The 22,235-nt window shown below is 58.7% G+C and carries 18 protein-coding genes; 8 read left to right on the top strand and 10 right to left on the bottom strand.

Translation table 11 applies throughout. The features are described from left to right. Window positions 1–37 precede the first annotated feature (37 nt). The 7 genes from glgB (at window position 38) to Q1A00_RS14015 (ending at window position 13,191) form a co-directional block, all read left to right on the top strand. Window positions 38–2,071, top strand: a complete 2,034-nt coding sequence (gene glgB, locus Q1A00_RS13985; protein WP_298401507.1) for a 1,4-alpha-glucan branching protein GlgB — start codon at window positions 38–40, stop codon at window positions 2,069–2,071. Window positions 2,072–2,173: 102 nt separating this feature from the next. After that, window positions 2,174–3,949 (top strand): malto-oligosyltrehalose trehalohydrolase, encoded by a 1,776-nt coding sequence (gene treZ / locus Q1A00_RS13990; protein ID WP_298401505.1) that lies wholly within the window; start codon window positions 2,174–2,176, stop codon window positions 3,947–3,949. A 90-nt stretch (window positions 3,950–4,039) separates the two neighbouring features. Next, a complete protein-coding gene (locus Q1A00_RS13995; RefSeq protein ID WP_298401502.1) occupies window positions 4,040–6,478 on the top strand; it encodes a DUF3536 domain-containing protein in 2,439 nt (812 codons plus the stop codon). Beyond that, on the top strand, window positions 6,475–9,435 hold the full coding sequence (locus Q1A00_RS14000; protein WP_298401499.1) for a malto-oligosyltrehalose synthase: 2,961 nt from the start codon (window positions 6,475–6,477) through the stop codon (window positions 9,433–9,435). The genes Q1A00_RS13995 and Q1A00_RS14000 overlap by 4 nt, the downstream gene beginning before the upstream one ends. 187 nt (window positions 9,436–9,622) lie before the next feature. After that, window positions 9,623–10,651, top strand: coding sequence for a thiamine pyrophosphate-dependent dehydrogenase E1 component subunit alpha (locus Q1A00_RS14005; protein ID WP_298401497.1), 1,029 nt, complete (start codon window positions 9,623–9,625; stop codon window positions 10,649–10,651). Window positions 10,652–10,779: 128 nt separating this feature from the next. After that, window positions 10,780–11,763 carry an alpha-ketoacid dehydrogenase subunit beta gene (locus Q1A00_RS14010; protein ID WP_298401496.1) on the top strand — a complete coding sequence of 328 codons (984 nt, stop codon included), beginning with the start codon at window positions 10,780–10,782 and terminating at the stop codon, window positions 11,761–11,763. Between the two features lie 81 nt (window positions 11,764–11,844). Further along, a complete protein-coding gene (locus Q1A00_RS14015; RefSeq protein WP_298401493.1) occupies window positions 11,845–13,191 on the top strand; it encodes a dihydrolipoamide acetyltransferase family protein in 1,347 nt (448 codons plus the stop codon). Window positions 13,192–13,266: 75 nt separating this feature from the next. On the opposite strand, the gene Q1A00_RS14020 is transcribed toward Q1A00_RS14015, so the two are convergent. From Q1A00_RS14020 to Q1A00_RS14050, 7 genes are all read right to left on the bottom strand, one after another. Further along, entirely contained in the window at window positions 13,267–13,566 is a 300-nt protein-coding gene (locus Q1A00_RS14020; RefSeq protein WP_299757425.1) for an HNH endonuclease family protein, read from the bottom strand. A gap of 22 nt (window positions 13,567–13,588) precedes the next feature. Then, entirely contained in the window at window positions 13,589–14,065 is a 477-nt protein-coding gene (locus Q1A00_RS14025; protein ID WP_298401490.1) for a hypothetical protein, read from the bottom strand. A gap of 655 nt (window positions 14,066–14,720) precedes the next feature. Then, entirely contained in the window at window positions 14,721–15,143 is a 423-nt protein-coding gene (gene fabZ, locus Q1A00_RS14030) for a 3-hydroxyacyl-ACP dehydratase FabZ (protein ID WP_298401487.1), read from the bottom strand. A gap of 29 nt (window positions 15,144–15,172) precedes the next feature. Beyond that, on the bottom strand, window positions 15,173–15,934 hold the full coding sequence (locus tag Q1A00_RS14035) for a class I SAM-dependent methyltransferase (RefSeq protein ID WP_298401484.1): 762 nt from the start codon (window positions 15,932–15,934) through the stop codon (window positions 15,173–15,175). A gap of 30 nt (window positions 15,935–15,964) precedes the next feature. Beyond that, on the bottom strand, window positions 15,965–16,459 hold the full coding sequence (locus Q1A00_RS14040; protein WP_298401479.1) for a hypothetical protein: 495 nt from the start codon (window positions 16,457–16,459) through the stop codon (window positions 15,965–15,967). Window positions 16,460–16,472: 13 nt separating this feature from the next. After that, complete coding sequence (locus Q1A00_RS14045; protein ID WP_298401476.1) at window positions 16,473–17,531, bottom strand: sortase; 1,059 nt, start codon at window positions 17,529–17,531, stop codon at window positions 16,473–16,475. A gap of 251 nt (window positions 17,532–17,782) precedes the next feature. Further along, complete coding sequence (locus tag Q1A00_RS14050) at window positions 17,783–18,949, bottom strand: M20/M25/M40 family metallo-hydrolase (protein ID WP_298401473.1); 1,167 nt, start codon at window positions 18,947–18,949, stop codon at window positions 17,783–17,785. Window positions 18,950–19,236: 287 nt separating this feature from the next. Between Q1A00_RS14050 and asnS the strand changes: the two genes are divergently transcribed. Continuing rightward, window positions 19,237–20,559 (top strand): asparagine--tRNA ligase, encoded by a 1,323-nt coding sequence (asnS, locus tag Q1A00_RS14055; RefSeq protein ID WP_298401470.1) that lies wholly within the window; start codon window positions 19,237–19,239, stop codon window positions 20,557–20,559. 58 nt (window positions 20,560–20,617) lie between these two features. Here asnS and Q1A00_RS14060 read toward each other — a convergent pair whose 3' ends face one another. The 3 genes from Q1A00_RS14060 to Q1A00_RS14070 form a co-directional block, all read right to left on the bottom strand. Next, window positions 20,618–21,055 (bottom strand): hypothetical protein, encoded by a 438-nt coding sequence (locus tag Q1A00_RS14060; protein WP_298401467.1) that lies wholly within the window; start codon window positions 21,053–21,055, stop codon window positions 20,618–20,620. Between the two features lie 179 nt (window positions 21,056–21,234). Beyond that, a complete protein-coding gene (gene gatC / locus Q1A00_RS14065; protein ID WP_298482226.1) occupies window positions 21,235–21,525 on the bottom strand; it encodes an Asp-tRNA(Asn)/Glu-tRNA(Gln) amidotransferase subunit GatC in 291 nt (96 codons plus the stop codon). A 21-nt stretch (window positions 21,526–21,546) separates the two neighbouring features. Further along, entirely contained in the window at window positions 21,547–22,185 is a 639-nt protein-coding gene (locus tag Q1A00_RS14070) for a CDP-alcohol phosphatidyltransferase family protein (protein ID WP_298402393.1), read from the bottom strand. Window positions 22,186–22,235: the final 50 nt, after the last annotated feature.

Here is a 22,235-nt window from a genome sequence, read left to right on the forward strand (position 1 = left end):
TGAGCGCAGCCATCAATACCCACAAGAGGAACCACCCATGAGCGATACTGAAAAACCGCGCCGTACCCGTCGCAAGAAAGAAACGCCGGTTGAAGAAGCGACTGCGCCGATGATTGCGCCGCATACCGCTACACCCGCCGCAGTGGCCGAAGAGCCGTCGGCGGCAACCAAAGCGATGATGGCTAGCATCCTCAGTGAAGATGATATTTATCTCTTCAATCAAGGCACCCATTACCGCCTGTACAATAAATTCGGTGCCCAACCGGTAACGATCGAAGGCGTTTCCGGTACGTACTTTGCAGTCTGGGCGCCCAACGCCGAATATGTGGCTGTAATCGGCGATTGGAATAACTGGGACGCTGGGGCCAACCCGTTGCGCCAGCGCGGCTTTTCCGGCGTGTGGGAAGGGTTCATCCCCCACGTCGGCAAAGGAATGCGCTATAAGTTCCACATCGCCTCGCGCTACTATGGCTACCGTGAAGACAAGACCGATCCCTTCGGTAGCTACTTTGAAGTCGCACCGCAGACGGCGGCAATTGTCTGGGATCGCGACTATACATGGTCGGATCAGCAATGGATGGCCGAGCGCGGCCAGCGCCATCGGCTCGACGTACCAATCTCGATCTATGAAGTGCATCTTGGGTCGTGGCGACGTAAGCTCGAAGAGGATAACCGCCCGCTCAATTACCGTGAGCTTGCGCACGAGCTGGCCGAGCACGTCAAGGAGTGCGGCTTTACCCACATCGAGTTGTTACCGGTAACTGAACACCCCTTTTACGGCTCGTGGGGTTACCAGTCAACCGGGATGTTTGCGCCGACGAGCCGTTACGGTACGCCGCAAGATTTTATGTACTTTGTTGATTACCTGCACCAGAACGGGATCGGTGTGATTCTCGACTGGGTGCCGAGTCACTTCCCCACCGACGGCCATGGTCTGGCCTACTTCGACGGCACCCATCTCTACGAACATGCTGACCCGCGCAAGGGCTATCACCCTGATTGGGGGAGCTATATCTACAACTACGGGCGCAATGAGGTGCGCAGCTTCCTGATCAGCTCAGCCCTCTGCTGGCTTGATAAGTTTCATATTGACGGCCTGCGGGTTGACGCGGTGGCGAGCATGCTCTACCTCGACTACTCGCGCCGGCCCGGTGAGTGGATTCCTAACGAGTACGGCGGCAATGAGAACCTTGAAGCGATTAGCTTCCTGCGCGAATTGAATACCCAAATCTACAAGTACTATCCCGACGTACAGACGATCGCCGAAGAGAGCACGGCATGGCCAATGGTCTCGCGTCCGGTCTACGTCGGCGGGTTAGGCTTTGGCTTTAAGTGGGATATGGGGTGGATGCACGATACGCTGCAATACTTCCGCCGCGACCCGATCTATCGCCGTTTCCACCACAACGAGCTGACCTTCCGCGGCCTCTATATGTTCACCGAAAACTACGTGCTGCCGCTCTCGCACGATGAGGTGGTGCATGGCAAGGGGTCGCTACTCGATAAAATGGCGGGTGATGTGTGGCAGAAGTTTGCTAATCTGCGCCTGCTCTACAGCTACATGTTCGCCCAACCCGGCAAGAAGCTGCTCTTTATGGGCGGCGAGTTCGGCCAGTGGCGCGAATGGTCGCATGACACCAGCCTTGACTGGCACCTGTTGATGTTCCCTTCGCATCAAGGGGTGCTGCGCACGATCAGCGATCTCAACCGGCTCTACCGCAGCGAGCCGGCGCTACACGAGTTCGACTGCGATCCGAAGGGGTTTGAGTGGGTGGATGCCAATGATGCCGACGCCAGCGTTTACAGTTTCTTGCGCAAGAGCCGGCATGGTGAAACGATTCTGGTGGTACTGAATGCGACGCCGGTGGTGCGCGAGGATTATCGAGTCGGCGTGCCGGCGGGCGGCTGGTGGCGCGAGTTGTTTAACAGCGACTCTGAGTACTATTGGGGCAGCGGGCAAGGCAATGCCGGCGGGGTAATGGCCGAAGAGACGCCATCGCATGGCCGGCCATATTCGTTACGGCTGCGCCTGCCGCCATTGGGGGCGCTGTTCTTTAAACATAATGGATAAATGAGAGGGGGCGGGTTTTCAAACCGCCCCACCGGCTCGCACATTGTGGCAACACAGGGCGAGTTTTCAACCCGCCCTACGAATTCGAACCGTGGAATCTCTATGTTTGATTTACCCCTGCCCGGCGCGGTCTACCGGGCCGATGGTACAACCGCGTTCACACTATGGGCGCCAACGGCGACAACTGTTGAGCTGATCGTGCTCGATGCGCAGCCGCATGCGGTGGCGATGCAGCCGATCGGCTACGGTTGTTGGCATGTGATCACGGCAGCACCTCCCGGCACGCGCTACCGCTACCGGATCGACGGAGCGCGCGAGCGGCCCGATCCGGCGTCGCGCTGCCAACCCGACGGTGTGCATGGCCCGTCGGCGGTGGTGGATCATCGCTTTGACTGGAGCGATACGACGTGGCGCGGAGTTCCGCTCGCCGATCTGGTGATCTACGAGCTGCACGTAGGCACCTTCACGCCGGAAGGCACCTTCGAGGCGATTATTCCCCACCTACCCATGCTGCGCGATCTCGGCATCACCGCGATCGAGCTGATGCCAGTGGCTCACTTCCCCGGTGCGCGCAACTGGGGCTACGATGGCGTCTACCTCTATGCGCCGCATACCACCTACGGCGGCGTAACGGGCCTCAAGCGACTGGTTGATGCCGCCCATGCTCACGGCATGGCTGTGCTGCTCGATGTGGTCTATAACCATTTTGGTCCCGAAGGCAACTATTTATGGGACATCGCGCCGCCGGCGTTTACCGATCGTTACCGCACACCGTGGGGGGCGGCGATCAACTATGACGGGGCCGAGAGTGATCTGGTGCGCTGGTTGATCATCGAAAATGCACTTGAGTGGCTGCGCGAGTACCACATTGACGGCTTGCGCCTCGATGCAACCCATGCTATTTTTGATATATCGCCCTACCACGTGCTCGAAGAGCTAGCCGATCGGGTACGGGCGCAAGCGTTGCGATTGGGCCGTCCGGCCTACCTCTTCGCCGAGCATCCACTCAATGATCCGCGCTTTGCCCGCCCTAAAGAGCTGGGTGGATATGGCTTGACTGGTATCTGGTCAGACGATTTCCACCACGCGCTGCACACCCTGCTCACCGGCGAGCAACAAGGGTACTACGAGGGCTTTGGCAGCATCGAGCAGATGGCGACAGCAATTGAGCGGAGTTTCGTCTTTGCTGGCGAATATTCACCCCATGCGCGCCGCCGGTTTGGTCGTAATCCGTCGGATTTGACCGTCGAGCAGTTTGTGGTCTTTGCCCAAAACCATGATCAAGTCGGCAATCGCGCGGTTGGTGATCGGCTCGGCGCGACGCTCAGCGAGGCGCAGATGCGCTTGGCGGCGGCGACGGTACTGCTCAGCCCGTATACGCCGTTGATCTTTATGGGGGAAGAGTATAACGAACCAGCGCCGTTCCAATATTTTACCGATCATAGTGATCCGGCGTTGATCACCGGCGTGCGCGAGGGGCGCAAACGCGAATTTGCCTACTTCCTCCATCCCGGCCAAGCTGTGCCCGATCCGCAAGACCCAGCAACGTTCATGCGCTCAAAGCTGAATCATAGTTTGCGTGCGGTAGGGCGGCACGCGGCGCATCAAGCTTTCTACCGCGAACTGTTACGCATCCGGCGCGAACTGCCGGGGTTGCGGCAGCGCCCACGCACCCGTGTGCAAGGGCAGGTGATTATCGTCGAGTGGCCGGGCATCCGGTTACTGCTCAATTTCGGCCTCGATCCGGCGCAGATCGATCTACCGGCGCAAGCGTGGCAGATTCGGCTCGATAGCGCCGATCCGCCGGCAGCGAATCTAAAACGGGCCAGCGTCGTGTGCGCTGGCCACAGCGCGGTGCTGTTGGTAGCAACCGCCTAGAAGTAATACAGGGGCGCAAAGGTGTAAACAATCTGTAGCAGAGCGTCTTTGCGCCAACGCAAACGAAGCTGAAACAACGGAGTACCTCCTATGGCCGAGCGGCTGATCTGCATTCACGGCCACTTTTACCAACCGCCACGGGAAAATCCATGGCTTGAAGCGGTTGAACAGCAAGACTCGGCATACCCCTATCACGACTGGAACGAGCGGATTACTGCCGAATGCTACGAGGCAAATGCCGCCTCACGCATTCTCGATAGCCAAAATCAAATTGTCCGCATCGTCAACAACTACAGCCGGATCAGCTTCAACTTTGGGCCAACCCTCTTGACGTGGCTGGCCGCCCATGCGCCGCAGGTCTATCATGCCATCCTTCAAGCTGATCAAGAGAGCCAGCGCTATTTCGGCGTCGGCTCGGCGATGGCGCAGTGCTACAACCACATGATTATGCCGCTAGCCTCGCGGCGCGATAAGGTGACGCAAGTCATCTGGGGCATCCGCGACTTTGTCTACCGGTTTGGCCGTCAGCCGGAAGGGATGTGGTTGCCTGAAACGGCGGTTGATCTCGAAACGCTCGATATCATGGCCGAGCATGGCATCCGCTTTACGATCTTGGCCCCGATCCAAGCTAGTCATGTGCGCAAAATCGGCGAGATGATCTGGCACGATGTCAGTGGCGGACGGATCGATCCGACCCAGCCGTATCTGGTGAAACTGGCGAGCGGGCGGGCGATCACCGTCTTCTTCTACGATGGGCCGGTGTCGCAGGCCGTCGCCTTCGAGCGCCTGCTCAGCAGCGGGGTCGGTTTTGCCAACCGATTGGCCAGTATTTTCAACGACCAGCGCCCGTGGCCGCAACTTGCCCACATCGCCACCGACGGCGAGACCTACGGCCACCACCATCGCTACGGCGACATGGCGCTAGCATACGCTATGCACTACATCGAAGAGACCGGCTTGGCTAAGCTGACCAATTATGCCTCGTACTTGCAACGCTACCGCCCCACCCACGAAGTGCAGATCATCGAACGCACCTCGTGGAGTTGCGCGCACGGCGTGGGGCGCTGGTCAACCGATTGCGGCTGCAATACTGGCGGCAATCCGGGTTGGAATCAGGCATGGCGGGCGCCGCTGCGCGCTGCGCTCGACTGGCTGCGCGATACAATTGCCCCTCGCTTCGAGGGTTATGCTCGCCGGTTGCTGGTTGATCCATGGGCAGCGCGCGATGACTATATCAACGTGATTCTCGATCGCTCGCCGGAGAATGTCGCTGCCTTTATTGGCCGGCATGGCCGGGGGCGGCTCGATGAGGGCCAGCGGATTGCGGTGCTGAAGCTGATGGAGTTGCAGCGCCATCTGATGTTGATGTACACCTCGTGCGGCTGGTTTTTCGATGATCTGAGTGGAATCGAAACGATACAAGTGATGATGTATGCCGGGCGGGCGCTCCAACTGGCCCACGAGCTGTTTGGCGAAGAGTTTGAAGTGGAATTTCTCGACCGGCTGGCGCAGGCGCGCAGCAATGTGCCGGCGCGCGGCACTGGCCGCGACCTCTACGAGCGCCACGTGCGCCCAGCAATGGTCGATCTGCGCAAAGTCGGCGCGCACTACGCGATGACCTCGCTCTTCAATGGCGTCGGAGAACGTGAGCGAATTTATGCTTATACGGTCGATCGCGAAGATTATCATCTGCTCTTGGCGGGGAAATCCCGCTTGGCGCTTGGTCGGATTCGGATCGAGTCGAATGTCACCGGCGAATCAACTCGGCTCAGCTTCGGCGTGCTTCATCTTGGCGATCACAATATTTCAGGTGGTGTACGCGAATATCAGAGCGAGCAAAGCTATCAGCGGCTGATCGAAGATCTGAGTGAGCTTTTCCTACGTGCTGATATTCCCGGTGTGATCCGTCTCGTTGACCGCAATTTCGGCCAAGAGCAGTATTCGCTCAAACTGCTCTTTGGTGATGAACAGCGCCAAATCCTCAACCGCATTCTAACCTCGAGTTTGGCCGATGCCGAGGCCGCGTACCGGCAAATTTACGAGAATCATGCCCCCTTGATGCGTTTCTTGGCGAGCATGGGTATGCCGGTGCCGCAAGAGTTTCAAATTGCCGCTAAGTTTGCTATCAATACCGAACTACGCCGTTTGTTCGAGGCTGATCCGCTCGATTTTGACCGGATTAATAGCCTGTTACGTGAAGCAAAGCGTTCTGGCGTTTCTCTCGATGCCGAAGGATTGAGTTATACGTTGGCACGCACCATCCGGCGTATTAGCGAGCATTTTCAAGTCAAGCCTGAGGATCGGGCGCTGTTGGCGCAGCTCGACACAGCAGTCGGCTTAGCCCGCAATCTACCCTTCGAGGTTGATGTCTGGCACACCCAAAATGTCTATTACGAGTTGTTGCAGTCTGTTTATCCGCAGATGAAGGCGGAAGCCGAGACAGGATACGCCGATGCCCATACGTGGGTGCGGCTGTTCCGCGCGCTCGGTGCAAAATTGCGCTTTCGTCTGCCGCCGGGAGAACCATGATTGACGTAGAACCACACATTCCACGCGCAACCTACCGCTTGCAGTTGAACGCTGATCTGACCTTCACCGATGTAGCTGAGCTGGTTCCTTATTTCGCTGAACTTGGGATTAGCGATCTGTACTTCTCACCGATTCTGACCCCGCGCGCCGGTAGTCGGCACGGCTACGATATCACCGATCATTCGCAATTAAATCCTGAATTAGGTGGTGAAGCGGCTTTTGCCCGTCTCGCTGAGGTTCTCCGTGCCCATCAATTGGGGTTGATCCTCGATGTAGTGCCCAATCACATGGGTATTGGCGATCTGCGCAACTATTGGTGGCGCGATGTGCTTGAAAATGGGCCGAGTTCGGTGTTTGCCCCCTACTTCGATATCGATTGGGATCCGGTGCCGCCCGAACTGCACGGCAAGGTGTTGCTGCCGGTGCTCGGCGATCAATACGGCGTGATCCTCGAACGGGGCGAGTTGCGCTTGTCCTACGATGATGATGGCGGGTTTAGCTTGGGTTACTGGGAACACCGCTTCCCGCTCAATCCGCGCAGTTATGCCGATATTTTGGCTCACCGGCTCGACGATCTGCTGAGCGAGCTAGGGCCGGATCATCCCGACGCGATTGAGTTGCAGAGCATCATAACGGCAATCGGCTATCTGCCGGCGCGTCACGAGACGGCGCCTGATCGGGTGATCGAGCGCAACCGAGAGAAAGAAGTTATCAAGCGACGAATCGCAACGCTGGTGGCAGCGAGCGAACCGGTGCGCCGCATGATTGAGCAGGCACTGGCCGATTACAACGGCGATCCCGCCGATCCGAAAAGTTTTGACTTGCTTGATGCGTTGATTGCCCGCCAATCGTACCGGCTGGCTTTCTGGCGGGTGGCGACCGAAGAGATCAACTACCGTCGCTTTTTCGATATTAACGATCTTGCGGCTATCCGGGTTGAGCTGCCGGAGGTCTTGCAAGCGACCCACGATCTGATCTTGCGCTTGTTGGCGGAAGGAGTTGCTACCGGTGCCCGTATCGATCACCCTGATGGGTTATGGCAGCCGGCGGCCTACTTCCGTCAATTGCAAGAGAGTTATTTGCGCTATGCGGCGGCATATCGCTTTGGTGGCAGTGCCCCGGCTGATCTCGATGAACAGATTCGCGAGCGGTTGGCGCAGGCCGAACGCGGCGAACGACTGTGGCCGCTCTACGTGGTGGCCGAGAAGATTCTCAGCCACGGTGAACCGTTGCCCGCTGATTGGGCAGTGGCCGGCACCACCGGCTACGATTTTCTCAACCAAATCGGCGGCGCTTTGATTGATCGCAGCAGTCAACGCGCGCTCAACCGTCTATACAGCCAGTTTGCCGGGCCGCAACCCACCTTCGCCAATTTGGTCAACAGCAAAAAGAAAGAGATCATGCTGGTCGCGCTCGCCAGCGAAGTCAATACGCTCAGCCATTTACTCGACCGACTGGCCGAACGCACCCGCCGCTATCGCGACTTTACGCTTAACAGTCTGACGTTTGCGATCCGTGAAGTAATTGCCGGGATGCCGGTCTACCGCACGTACATCAGCACTGACGGTATCGTTAGCGAACGAGATGAGCAGGCGATCCGCTTCGCAGTGAGGGAAGCGAAACGGCGCAACCCGCGCACTGCCGCCCAAATCTTCGACTTTATCGAAGAAACATTGCTTTTGCGTAATCTTGACCACTTTGCACCAGAAGTGCGCGATGATGTGGTGCGCTTTGTGATGAAGTTTCAGCAACTAAGTGGGCCAGTGATGGCCAAGGGGGTGGAAGACACGGCCTTCTACGTCTATAACCGGCTGGTCGCGCTCAATGAGGTGGGCGGACACCCCGAACTCTTTGGCAACGATGTGGCCGATCTGCATCAGGCTGCTCAAGCTCGGCAGCAACACTGGCCGCACAGTATGGTGACAACCTCAACCCACGATACGAAGCGTAGTGAAGACGTGCGCGCCCGCATCAGCGTGCTGAGTGAGCTGCCCGATGAATGGCGCAAGCACGTGCTGCAATGGAGCCGACTGAATGCGGCGAAACGCAGCCAGCTTGAGGGCGGAATGGCGCCTAGTCGCAACGATGAGTATCTGCTCTACCAGACGTTAGTAGGTACGTGGGAAGGGATGGAGCAGCTTGCTCACTTTACCGAGCGGATTGCCGCGTATATGGAAAAGGCCACTCGCGAGGCCAAGGTGAATACGAGCTGGATCAATCCGAACGCGGCGTATGATGCCGCTGTGCAACGGTTTGTGACGGGTATTCTCGACCCACGCCGTTCGCGCCGGTTCCTCGAAAGCCTTGATGCGTTTGCTAAGCGGATCGCGTTTTTTGGCCGCTTCAACAGCCTGACCCAAACTCTCGTGCGGCTGGCGACGCCGGGGGTGCCTGATCTCTATCAGGGATGCGAGTTGTGGGATTTGAGTCTGGTCGATCCCGACAACCGGCGACCGGTAGACTTCCAGCGCCGGGTGGCGCTGCTGGCCGAGTTGCGCGCGCAGCGAGCCGAACGCGGGGCGCAGGCATTGGCGGAAGAACTGCTGGCTACCGCCGCCGATGGCCGGATCAAGCTCTACACCATCGCCACTGCGCTGGCCTGCCGGCGCGAGCGGATCGATCTCTTCCGCACCGGTGCCTACTTGCCGCTCACCCCGACCGGGCCGGCTACCGAGTACGTTATCGCCTTTGCTCGCCGCCATCCCACTGCCGGCGAAGTGCTTGCAGTCGCCCCCCGGCTCACGGCCCGGCTTAGCGGCGGGAAGGAAACGCCGCCGATCGGTGAGTTGTGGGGTGAGACGTGGCTGCCGTTGCCTGAAGTGGCGCCGGGAACGCACTACCGCAATCTGTTTACCGATGAGTGCCTGACTGTCGCCGATCATCCGGCGGGACCGGGGCTGGCGCTGGCTGATGTCTTGCGGCGCTGGCCAGTGGCGTTGGCGGTGCGGGAACCGTGACGGCTGCGGCCATCCGCAAACCGGCATTTTCGGCTATACTATTCATGGTAGCCTGAATACACGATCGCCGTCGATGGGGACGGAACGTAAGCGTTTACGAGCGTGCGCCTGCGTTGTCGCGCCCCGCTACGGCGAACCGTGGCGGGAATTTGGTATTGGCGCGTAAATCAAGAGGGAGGTAGTATCAATGACCGTCTCGATCAACGAAATCAGCGCCAGTCCGGGATTTGGGCACGATCTGCCGCCGCATACGTTGCAAGACATGCTGCGGTATATGATGTTAGCGCGGGCGCTCGATGAGCGAATGTGGGTGCTCAACCGGGCCGGCAAGGCACCGTTTGTGATTAGTTGCCAAGGGCACGAAGCGGCACAAGTAGGGGCCGCATTTGCGCTCAGCCGAGGCAAGGATTTTGTGTTGCCCTACTATCGTGGCTTGGCGACGGTGCTAGTGATGGGGATGACTCCAACCGAAGTGATGCTGGGCCTCTTTGCCCGCGCCACCGATCCGAGTTCGGGGGGTAGACAGATGCCGGCTCATTACGGTTGCCGCCGCCTAAAAATTGTGACCCAATCGTCGCCGGTGGGGACGCAAATTGCGCACGCCGCTGGGATTGGCCTCGCTGAGAAGATCAAAGGTGGTGATGCGGTAGCGTGGGTATCCTTCGGCGAGGGCACCACCAGCCAAGGCGACTTTCATGAAGCACTGAATCTGGCAGCCGTTCACCGGCTGCCGGTCATTTTCCAGTGCGAGAACAACGAATACGCGATTAGTGTTCACCAACGCCAACAGATGGCAGTAGCCAGCGTGGCCGACCGCGGGCCGGCCTATGGCATTCCCGGCATTAGCGTCGATGGCACCGATGTGCTGGCCGTCTACGAAGTCACCCGCCGCGCTGTCGAGCGCGCGCGCCGTGGCGATGGTCCCACGCTGATCGAGGCCCGCGTGGTGCGCATGACGGCCCACTCTAGCGACGATAACGACCGCACCTATCGTCCGCCGCACGAACTGACGCTCGTGCGCCACCAAGACCCGATTGTGCGCTTTGTCGCCCAACTGCGCGAGCACGGCATCTTGAGCGAAGCTGAAGAGCAGGCGATGCGCGCCGAAGTGGCGGCGATCGTTGACCGCGCGACCGAAGAGGCCGAACGCGCGCCGATGCCCGAACCCGAAACGCTCTACGACCATGTGTATGCGCCGGCACGGCCACGCCGGTAACGCAACATCGCAACGGCGCAAAGGATAGTGGAGTATGGCGCAAACGCGCCGGGGGCGACCATCCAAAAACCGTCGCGTCCTTGGCGTCCTTAGCGGCTTTGCGTTAAACACAGTCATTGGAGGATGTCATGCCAGAGATGAACCTGCTCGAAGCGATCCGGCAGGGCCTCGACGAGGCGATGGCTGCCGATACACGGGTCTTTATTTTTGGTGAAGATGTCGGTAAGCGCGGCGGCGTCTTCCGCGTCACCGAAGGCTTATACGACAAATACGGCCCCATGCGCGTGATCGACTCGCCGCTGGCCGAGAGCGTGATCGTCGGCGCGTGCATTGGCGCGGCGATGAACGACACGCTGCCGATCGCCGAAATCCAATTCGCCGACTTTATTGCGCCCGCCTTCAACCAAATCGTGCAAGAGGCGGCCCGGATTCACTACCGCTCGAACGGCGATTGGGAGGTACCACTCGTGATCCGTACTCCCTATGGTGGCGGCATCCACGGCGCACTCTACCACAGCCAGAGCGTGGAAGCCTTCTTTGCCCACGTGCCCGGCCTCAAGGTGGTAACGCCATCAACTCCCTACGACGCCAAGGGCTTGCTCAAGAGCGCGATCGAAGACCCGAACCCGGTGCTGTTCCTCGAACACAAGAAGACCTATCGCCTTATCAAAGGCTTTGTGCCCGAAGAGGATTACCGCGTGCCGATCGGCCCCGCCGATATCAAGCGTCCCGGTGAGGATATATCGGTCTTTGCCTATGGTCTGATGCTGCACTACTGCCTCGAGGCGGCCCAGACCCTCGCCGCCGAAGGGGTGAGCGTCGAGGTGGTCGATCTGCGCACGCTACGCCCGCTCGACACCGAGACGATCCTCGCCAGCGTGCGCCGTACCGGCAAGGCGCTGATCGTCCACGAAGACAATCTGTTTGGCGGGTTTGGCGGCGAGGTAGCGGCAATTATCGCCGAGCATGCCTTCGAGGATCTCGACGGACCGGTCATGCGGATCGGCGGGCCGGATGTGCCGGCGATGCCGTTTGCCCATTCGCTCGAAGCGGCGTTTATGCCTTCGCCAGCATCGATCGCCACCGCTATGCGCCGGTTAGCAGCGTATTGAACATCACACGGGTCGTACCGAAGGGACACAGCGGCGCTGTGTCCCTCTGATCGATGCATAACGTATGAGCAGGTGAGATCCATGATCGACATCAAAATGCCCCAATTGGGCGAGAGCGTCACCGAAGGCACCGTTGGGCGCTGGCTCAAGCAACCCGGCGATGCAGTGGCGAAATACGAGCCATTGCTAGAAGTCGTGACCGATAAAGTTGACACAGAGGTGCCCGCTCCTGAAGCTGGCATCCTGCACGAGATACTGGTGCCCGAAGGCGAGACGGTGCGGGTCGGCACGGTAATTGCCCGGCTCGCTCCGGCTGGGGCAGCGGTTGCCGCGCCGGCCCCAGCGGCTAGCCCGGTGGTAGCGACCGTTGCCGCGCCGGCAGTGGTCGCCGCTGCCGCCACGACCACGACTGCCGCACCGCCAGCTACACCGCCAGCTACCGATGGACGCAATGCCTATCTCTCGCCGGTCGTGGCCCGGCTATTGGCTGAACACAACCTTGACCCGGCCCAAATCCGTGGCAGCGGACAAGGTGGGCGGATCACCAAACAAGATGTACTGCGCTTCCTCGCCGAACGTGAGCGCCAACCGGCTGCGCCGACTCCGGCAGTTGCCCCTGCGCCGGTTGCGGCTGCTCCAGTCCCTACACCAGTTGCGGCAGTTGCACCTGCGTCAGCGGTGGCTTCCGCTCCGGCCTCGGCAGTCGAGCCAGCTCCGGCCCCGGTCGAGATCCCTGCCGACGCCGAACTCATACCGCTCACCCCAATGCGACGCAGCATTGCCGAACACATGACTCGTTCGGTACGCACCGCGCCGCATGCGACTACCGTGATGGAGGTCGATTTGAGCCGAGTGCTTGCACACCGTGCTGCCCATCAAGAAGCTTTCAACCGGCAAGGCGTGCGCTTGACCCTTACCCCCTACTTTGTGATGGCGACGGTGGCCGGTTTGCAAGCAGTACCGGTCTTCAACGGCAGCTTCACCGAGCAGGGCATCGTGCTGCACCGCCGGATCAACATCGGGATTGCGGTGGCGCTGAACGAAGGCTTGCTGGTGCCGGTCATTCCTGACGCCGACGAGAAAAATCTGCTCGGTCTGGCCCGCGCCGTCAACGACCTCGCCGAACGAGCGCGCACCAAACGGCTGCGGCCCGAAGAGACCCATGGCGGTACCTTTACTATCACCAACCATGGCGTCACCGGCAGCCTGTTTGCCACGCCGATCATCAACCAACCGCAAGCCGGTATTCTCGGCATCGGCGCCGTGGTTAAGCGTCCGGTAGTCATCACTCAAAACGGGCTTGATGCCATCGCCATTCGCCCACTGTGCTACCTCTCGTTTACTTTCGACCACCGGATAGCCGACGGCGCTACCGCCGATCGCTTCCTCGCTACGGTCAAGCAGCGACTCGAACAGTGGGAGGGATGAGCAGATCATAAGCCAACACGCCACGCGAAGATGGTATTGCTTAACCTTGCCGTCTTCGCGTGGTTGCCTCTAGTTTTAACCCACATCAATCCGCAAAACCATCGTAGCAATGCGCACCAGATCACGTTGGCGGCGTTCGAGCAACTCCATTGTCCATTCCTCTGGCGCTAGTTCGGCAATGTTTTTGGTCAATTGATAAGCGCTCTGCTGGTAAATGCTCACCTTCTCGCGATAACTGGCATTCCTAGCGCGCCGGTTGGCCGCTGCCCGGAGCAGAGTGAGATTTCCTAAGCGGTAAACAGCAGCTTCCCACTGTGATTGAGGAAACGTCTGTTCCCATTCTTGGCTCGGATTTTCAAGCAGAATATGTTCAATTGAAGCCGGATCAGTATCAGGATCACATCAACAAGGTATATTTGACCAGTTTCTTGCGTTGGCCATTCATTGAAATGGCCAAAGTAGCAAAATCGTGCTCGAATTTATGGTCTGAAACATAAATCGGACGCAATAGTTCAAATACTGTCGCCGGCGTTTTGGCTTGATGAGAGATAATAGCTTTTGCTGCTTCGTGATATACCGGTTCCAATCCATTAGGATTTAATGCGCTGACCACGGTATAGCGAAACGAGATAACTGAAACCATCCTGAGAATACTGACAAAATTCGCGGGATTGTCAGGCATCCACTGTTCCCAAGCGGCAAACAGCACCGGTGTCATCTGGCGCACACGAAACAGGTTGAGTTCGCGAATGTATGGTCGCACCTCACTGAAATCAAACCAGAGTCCGTGATGTGGATCTGACAAGGCGGCGAATAATTCGGCCCGCGCCTCAAGCGCGGTGAGCAGCGCGAATACTTTAACCGGATCGCGCACTCGTTCACGAATGAGTTTAAAGAGCCGTTGACTACGCACTTGCGGGAGAACAATGGAACAGCGGCGTAAACCGGCAACAGCGTGCGTCGCCAGCCAGATCGCAACCGGTGCTTGTACCCTCGTGATGGTGGGGCAGTTTTTGTTGATCAGCGGCGTGATTCCGGTCTCGTAGGCTTGAGCGGCACACAGAAAACTCTCACCCCGACGGTGCAAATCGGCAGGGTGGCGGCAATTGCTATGCTGACCCTCTCGACTACGCCATCCAGCGGCGGGTCGGGCTTGACGGCGCGGGCCATCCGGGGAGAGGGCTAGTGATCGCGTCGTGGCTGATAACTGTTTACCTCTTCCTGAATACTCCAGATCCTGTTGCGCTCAAGCGGGGGATTGCTTCAGACGCTCCGCGCTCTTGCAATGATAACTGGGTACGCTCACTCGCAAGCTCTGAGGGGGGCGAAGGTACGAGACTCTCTTGTCCGTGCGTACCGCGCTCCACTCAGCATAGCGCTTCTTCGCGCGCACAAGCGCGGGATTGAACCCCCACTCCCTTTCCCTTCCCCGCAAATAGGAAAGAGTCCCTTACATCTGCTGCCAAAAGGGCGGACAGAGAAGTATATGATTACGCCCTCCACCAATCAGGTCACGGCACACCGTGGCCCTATTGGAGGGCAAAGAGCAACTCAGCTTCGCACGCCAATTGATCGGCGACGGTGGCACGGGCCTGTCCTTTGCCGATCCCGCGCCGCATCCGTTCGAGCTGCACCTCTAGCCGCAGGGTATCGCCGGGACGCACCACCCGCTTAAAGCGCGCGCCGTCAATTCCGGCAAAGAGCACCAGCTTGCCGGCGTTTTCAGGCAGGCTCAGCGCCGCCACCGCGCCGGTTTGGGCGAGCGCCTCTAGGATCAACACGCCGGGCATAATCGGGTTACCGGGGAAATGGCCCTGAAAGTAGGGTTCATTCGCCGAGACCAGCTTCTCACCCACCGCGCGCACTCCCGGTTCCAGCTCGACAATCCGATCAACCAGCAGAAACGGGTACCGGTGCGGTATCAGGGCCATAATCTCTTGGATCGACAGCATACAGCGTGCTCCTTCAGCAACAACACCGCTCAACGGCGCGGCGAGGCCACCGCAATCAAACGCGGGCTCGCCGACGTATACGGTTCCAAATCGTAATTGCCATAGATAGCGCGAAGGGTAAAGCCGGCCCGCGCTAGCAGATGTTCTAGCTCAAAGCGGTAGAGCCAGCGCATCGTAAACTGCATCGTGCGCCGGCTCAATGCACCATCAGCCGCCGTCTCGTCGTAGATGAAGGTAACGTGACTAAGCTGCTCGGCGGCATCGCTCTCGATCACAACAAATTTCTGCACATAGCGGCCATCGAGTTCGTAGCTGCGTTCGAGCTGCATCCGGCCATCTTCGCGGGTAATGGCCAGCGGATCGGGATTAAACAGATCGATGATCAGTGTCCCCTTGCGGGTAAGCGCCCGGCGCACCGCCGCCAGCGCTGCGAGCTGATCTTCGATCGTAGTTAAGTGCATAAACGAATTAACCGCTACGAACGCTAACGGAAAATGGTTTTCCGGCAAGATCATGCTACGCACATCGGCTTCGATCAGCGTCACCCGGTCGGCCAAGCCTTCGGCGACAAGCCGTTCATTGGCCAGTGCCAGCATCGCCGGCGAAAGATCGACACCGGTGAGACGATAGCCGGCGCTGGCCAACGGCACTAGCACGCGCCCTGTCCCGCACATCAATTCAAGAATCGGATCGCCAGTGCGGCGCGCCCACTCGCGGTAAAAGGGCACATCATCGTGAAAATGGCGAAAATCGGCATCGTAGTAACGCGCAAAGGGATCGTAAAGGTTCATGCATCTTCTTCAGGCAAAGGAGCAGGCCGATTACGGATTGATCAGCAAAAACAGCACACCGAACACCAAGCCAATGCATACCACGCCGATGATACCTATCGTCAAAATCCGCGGTTCGATGATTGGCTCGAAACGGGGCGCGCCGGGTAGATTGGTTGACGAAGCCGGCATGCGCGGCGGTTCAGGCGGCGGCGGCGGCGTGCGAAACACCTCATCGAGGTTTGCGGAAGGCAGACGAAAGACTTCACCCTGCGCTGATGGAACGTTGAAGGGGTCATTCCCTGCCGGCATTGACGGCCCGCCACTACTCTCGCTCGACCGGCGCAGCGCACCAAAAATACTGCTGCCAACCGAGATGACCATCATCAACACAATCAGCGCAATAAACAGTTCGGTCGTGCCGATTGGCAACCCCGTCTGCTGGGTTAGCCAACGCGCCAACGGCGGCAGAATAGACGGCCCCAGAATAAACAGCAGGAACACGAGCCAGCCGATCCAGCCCGATCCCCGACGGCGTTGTTCCATAGCTCCCCCTTTCTCACGAGCCGGCGACCGGCGCAGCGCGCACAATCAGGCGATGCGAGTAGATGCCAATCGGCACGCAGGTGATGAGGGTTAAGGTTTCACTGCTGGTAGGCGCTAACACCCACGTCTCATCTGGCAGCACAGTCAACACCTCACGCACCACATAGCGGCGGTCGCTACCATTCACTGTGACCAATACCTCGTCGCCAACCGCAATCGCCGGCAGTTGATTAAAGATGATGCCGCGATAGCCGACATGCCCGGCAATGACAATGTTACCGCTTGTGCCGGGATAACCGCTGATCGGCCAGTAATGGACTGCCGTGTAGCGCGGCACATCCCACGCGCCGAATGAGAAGCCGGCGCTGACCACCTCGGTATCAACTCCGATCCGGGGCACGCGCACGCGGGTAGGACGCACAGCGGCCCACGCGGTATCGGCGGTTTTCACCGGCGCGAGTGTCCATTCCGGCGCCGGATGTTCGGCCAACCATGCCCGCCCCAAATGGCCCAGCAACACCTGATAGCGCGGCGGATTTTGGGGGTACCACTCGAAACGGGCACGCTCGAAATATTGCACAAGCCGGGGTTGACCATTCTCTTCAATTATCTCAAACGGCTCCGACAGCGGATAGCCGAAGGTGGGCAAGCCACCGTTCTGCCACCAAAAGGCGCGGAACGCGCCGCTCAGGCTATGACCGGTTTCGGGGAAGAAATCGGCATGAGCCGGCGCCGCTGGCAACGGAGCGAAGGCTAGGTGATCGGCATAGGCCGCAGCCGCCCACCGCCCCAGATGTCCCACCTGCACCAGCGCCAACTCGGCATGCCACTCGAAGCGGGCGCGCTCGAAATATTGCACTGGGCGGCCATCTTCGATGAATACTTCGGTCAGGGGGTAACCAAAGATCGGCAACCCTCCCTGCCGGTCATAAAACTCGCGGAACGCATAAGCCAAGGTATGGCCCGTCTCGCGGAAAAGCACCGGCGTGCCGGCGGCGGTATTGGCAGCCACGGGTAGCGGCCCCAATCCGATCAGCAGTACAATCAGGCAGAGGATGAGAATTCGACGCATAGCTGCATTGTACCGTATTTCTAGCGGAACTTTAGGCTGTGCCATCAAGCTAGCCGAATCTTGGAAGCCTTCGGCTCATTGCCAGAGCCGAACCAAAACACGAAAGACGGTCGAACTACTCGGCGGTCGCGCCTCTCACCAAGGCAGTATTCTCCGCATGCTGACAGATTTGGCCTCGCCTCCCCTGCTTACTTTAGGCGAAGAAAGGAGAGGTTGCGCGTGCTTATGTCGCGCTGCCTACAACAAGCACCTTACCCCTCGATCGTAGCAGCAGCCAACGTCAGCAAGAGCAACGCCTGCATTCCCCGGCTCAGGTTGGCCGGCAGGATATACTCATCGGTGCGGTGGGCATTGCCGCCGTCAGTCAGGCCGACGCACACCGCCGGCATACCAATGCTGAGCGGGATGTTAGCGTCAGTGCTGCTCTGTTGGAACGAAATCTGTGCGCCGACCATCTGATACGCGGCCACGGCTGCTTGCACCAGCGGGTGCTCGCGCGGGATCGCGCCGGACGGACGATCGCCGACTTTGATCAATTGCAAATGCACTTCAGGCTGTTCGAGCGCCGCTTCTTCCACCAAGCGGTAGACCTCATTGACCAGATCGGCCAGCGCCGCCGACGACACCGAGCGCAGATCAAGTAGCATACTGGCGTGCTGAGCAATCGTGTTCACCGAGGTGCCGCCGCTAATCGTGCCAATATTGAATGTCGTGCGGGGCGATAGCGGCACATACAACTCGGTCAAGCGGGCGGCCAGCCGCACCAGCACATGGATCGCGCTTGGCGTACCAAAATTGCCCCATGAGTGGCCTCCCGGTCCCGAAGCTTCGATCCGAAAGCGGCGCACCCCAATCGCCTGATGGTGGAGCGACCCAAAATCGCAGCCCTCGATGACCACGACAGCGCCGAGCCGGGTGCGCAGCCGGTCGATCACAGCCCGCATCCCCCGCAGATCACCCAACCCTTCTTCGGCAACATTCGCGACAAACCAGATATCGCTGGTAGTGGGTAAATTAAACCGCTGATAGACTTCAGCCAAGCGCAGCAGACCAGACAAACCGGCGCTGTTATCACCGATGCCGGGGCCGTATACCCGATCGCCTTCATAGCGAATTGAGAGATCGGTATCGGCCGGGAAAACGGTATCGAGATGGGCCGAAACCAACAGCGCCGGACGATCGCGCTGGCCGGGCCGGCGGCCATAGACATTGCCAAGCTCGTCGATCTCGACATCGTGCAAGCCGAGCGCCTGCATCCGTTGGCTCACCAGCGACGAACGCGGACGTTCAGCAAAGGTTGGGGCCGGCACCTGTTGAATCTCGATCGCCGTTGCCAACGTCGAACGATAGTCAGCCAGATCGGCCAACGCGGCGCGCACTGCCGGATGGGTATACCATTGCTGAACCACAGCTTTCATCGCCGCTTCCTCATCTACAGGAACAATTCGCAGATCAGACTCTGTGCGGCGTTTGCCGCGATCAAGCGCCTTTGATAAGCATTATCCGGTAACGAGCGATTGCTGTCAATTTGCCAGCCATTCTGAGTCGTGGCATACTGACGCGGTAGACAAGGGAATAGTGAGTGGAGAGTAGGGCGTCAAGGCGACTCAAATATCAACGATCACATGAGAGCGAATCATGCTGCAGAAAGTTTGTGATCGACATAGTAAACGCCTTGGCAGTAGCGCACAATTAAGGAGCGTATATGTCGCTGTTGCCGACTGCAACCGTCGCGACCATTGCCCGCCACGTTGGTCAGCGAGTGACATTAGCTGGCTGGGTCTACCACAAGACCGAGAAAGGCAAGCTGATTTTTATCCTCCTACGCGATGGCAGCGGGACTATTCAGTGTGTGACGTTCAAAAAGAATGTGAGTGAAGCAACCTTCGCCACCGCGCAAGCGCTAACCCAAGAGAGTTCGTGCCGGATTACCGGCACGGTGCGCGCCGACGAGCGAGCGCCGGGGGGATATGAACTTGACGTAGAAGAAGTTGAGTTGATCGGCGCCAGCCACGACTACCCGATTACCCCCAAAGAGCATGGGGTCGAATTCTTGATGGCGCACCGCCATCTCTGGGTGCGCTCTTCCAAGCAGCACGCCATCTTGCGCATCCGGGCCGAAGTGATCGCCGCCGCGCAAGAATGGCTCAACGAGCAGGGTTTTATCCGCTTCGACACGCCCATCCTCACTGCAACTGCCGCAGAAGGTACAACCAACCTGTTCGCCACTGACTATTTTGATCTCGGCAAGGCGTATCTCGCTCAAACCGGTCAGCTTTACGTTGAAGCCGGTATGATGGCGTTTGGCCGGGTGTACTGTTTTGGCCCCACCTTCCGTGCCGAAAAGAGCAAGACGCGACGGCACTTGACCGAATTCTGGATGATCGAGCCGGAAGTGGCGTTTGCCGATCACGAAGACAACATGCGGTTGCAAGAGCAATTTGTCAGCGCGATTGTAGGTCGCGTGCTCGATCGCCGACGCGAAGACCTGAAGGTGCTAGAGCGCGACACCACCATGCTCGAGCAGGTCGTCCCTCCCTTCCCACGCATCACCTACGATCAGGCGATTGAATTGATTGCTCATCATCAAGGCGAAGTTGAGGGAGCTGATCCGCTGCCGTGGGGCGAAGACTTCGGCGCGCCGCATGAAACACTGATCGCCTCGAAGTTTGACCGGCCAGTGTTTGTCGAGCGTTTCCCATCGGCGGTGAAGGCGTTCTATATGCAACCCGACCCCAACCGGCCCGAGGTGGCGCTCTGCGCCGACTTGTTAGCACCAGAGGGGTACGGCGAGATCATTGGCGGTTCGCAACGCATCCACGACCCGGCACTGCTTGAGCAGCGCATCCACGAGCACGGGTTGCGGATCGAGGACTACGAATGGTACCTCGATCTACGCCGGTATGGGACGGTACCGCACAGCGGGTTTGGCATGGGGATCGAGCGCGTCGTAGCGTGGCTTACCGGCACCCGCCACATCCGTGAGACGATCCCGTTCCCGCGCCAGTTGTACCGGATCTATCCGTAGGAGACAGCAAGGGCGGGTTTGAAACCCGCCCTTGCATTCCGTCCTATCCACGTTCCTCTCACCGCACCAAGGAGCGGCGTACCCGTTCAATGGCTTGCTGGGCGGTAGTCAGATAGGTGGTGTAGACACCCGACCGGTTGAGTACCAACGGCGTCGCAACGCCAACCGCCAGCAACGCGGGCAACCAGAAGAAGACAAAGAATTGGGCCAGCCACGCACAGATCAGGCCTCCGCCAACCAGTGTATTGAGCAGAGCTGTACTGCCGCGCTGGGTATAGCCAGCACCCAACAGTTCACGCAGATTGGCGATCAGCAACAGCACCCCGGCAAAGGCGCTAAAGTGCATCGTGAGACTGATGTTAAAGAAGCGCAGCAACAAGTAGATCAACAACCCCAAGACGATCAACCCGAAGATGATCACATAGATCGACTTGATCGGATAGCCGCCAATGATCACATACGATTGGCGCGAACCGTTGCCATTGTTCCCGTACATCGCCGTATCCTTTCCCAGTGTTACCATGATTGATCGCTGGCGATACGACGTTGCCGTATTGCCAAAGGTTGCACATGTTTCTGCAAGGCTCGCGATCAAGCAAAGTCGCCAGCCCTATCAGGATAGGGCTAGCGACTTCTGTTTCCCATGTTTGCACAAGCAGCGAGCCATCACCGGTGCTATTCATCAAACACAGCCCGCACACGGAACATGCCATCTTGCTGATCGGGTGCGTTAGCCAACGCTTGCGCTTGGGTCAACATCTCACCGACCACATCAGGCCGCCAGACCGTCGTCAGGCCGGTAACTTGCGCCGTTGGCGGCACATCACTTACATCGACCTCCTGCAACATCGCGATATAGTCAAGGATCGCCGAGAGCTGAGCCCGCATCACGGTTATTTCTTCATCGGAAAGGGCAATGCGAGCGAGGCGGGCGACGTGACGAACTTCAGCTTCTGACAGTGACATAGCAACCTCGTAAGCAATTGATTAGGCAACCCCTGATTCTTTGCGCAATTTTCGATCGCGGGCCGAACCAACCAGCATATGGCGTGTGTAGAGCAGCCGCTGCACGGCGGTAATATGCGAGGCGACCCCAACAGCGATCACTGCCCATTCAAGGATTGGCAAATTAGGGAACAGAGGCATCAACACCAACCCGACCAAGAGCAGGCCAAGCTTTTCTTGCCGGCCGGCAAAACCGACATTGCACGAATCCAATTTACCGGTCGCTTCTGCGCGGGCACGCACGTAGCTCGCCATCACCATGCCAAAGATCGCAAACAGCGCCCACACCGGCGCCACCACACCGGAGAGCATCAAACCACCCATCACAAACGCCTCGGCATAGCGATCGGTCACATGATCAAGCACTGTCCCGTACTCACTTGCCTTGCCACTGGCGCGTGCAGTTGCACCATCGAGAACATCAGCCAGCCCCATCAGTAAGATAGCAACCACTCCCCAGAGGAAGGCGCGTTGCGAGAGGAGATAACCTGCCAAAATACTGAATACAAGGCTCAGATATGTCAACACATTGGGATGGATTCCCAGACGAGTACAGAAATGGCCAAGCGGTAAGGAGGCCTGTTCGTAGAACTGGCGAAAGCGAGCAAGCAACGGCATCATTGACGTTCATCCTTTAGCTAGGCAATGAATAAAGCGTTCATCCATCAGAC

Origin of the sequence: uncultured Chloroflexus sp. (genome assembly GCF_938091255.1) — a bacterium.
Taxonomy (GTDB): Bacteria; Chloroflexota; Chloroflexia; order Chloroflexales; family Chloroflexaceae; genus Chloroflexus.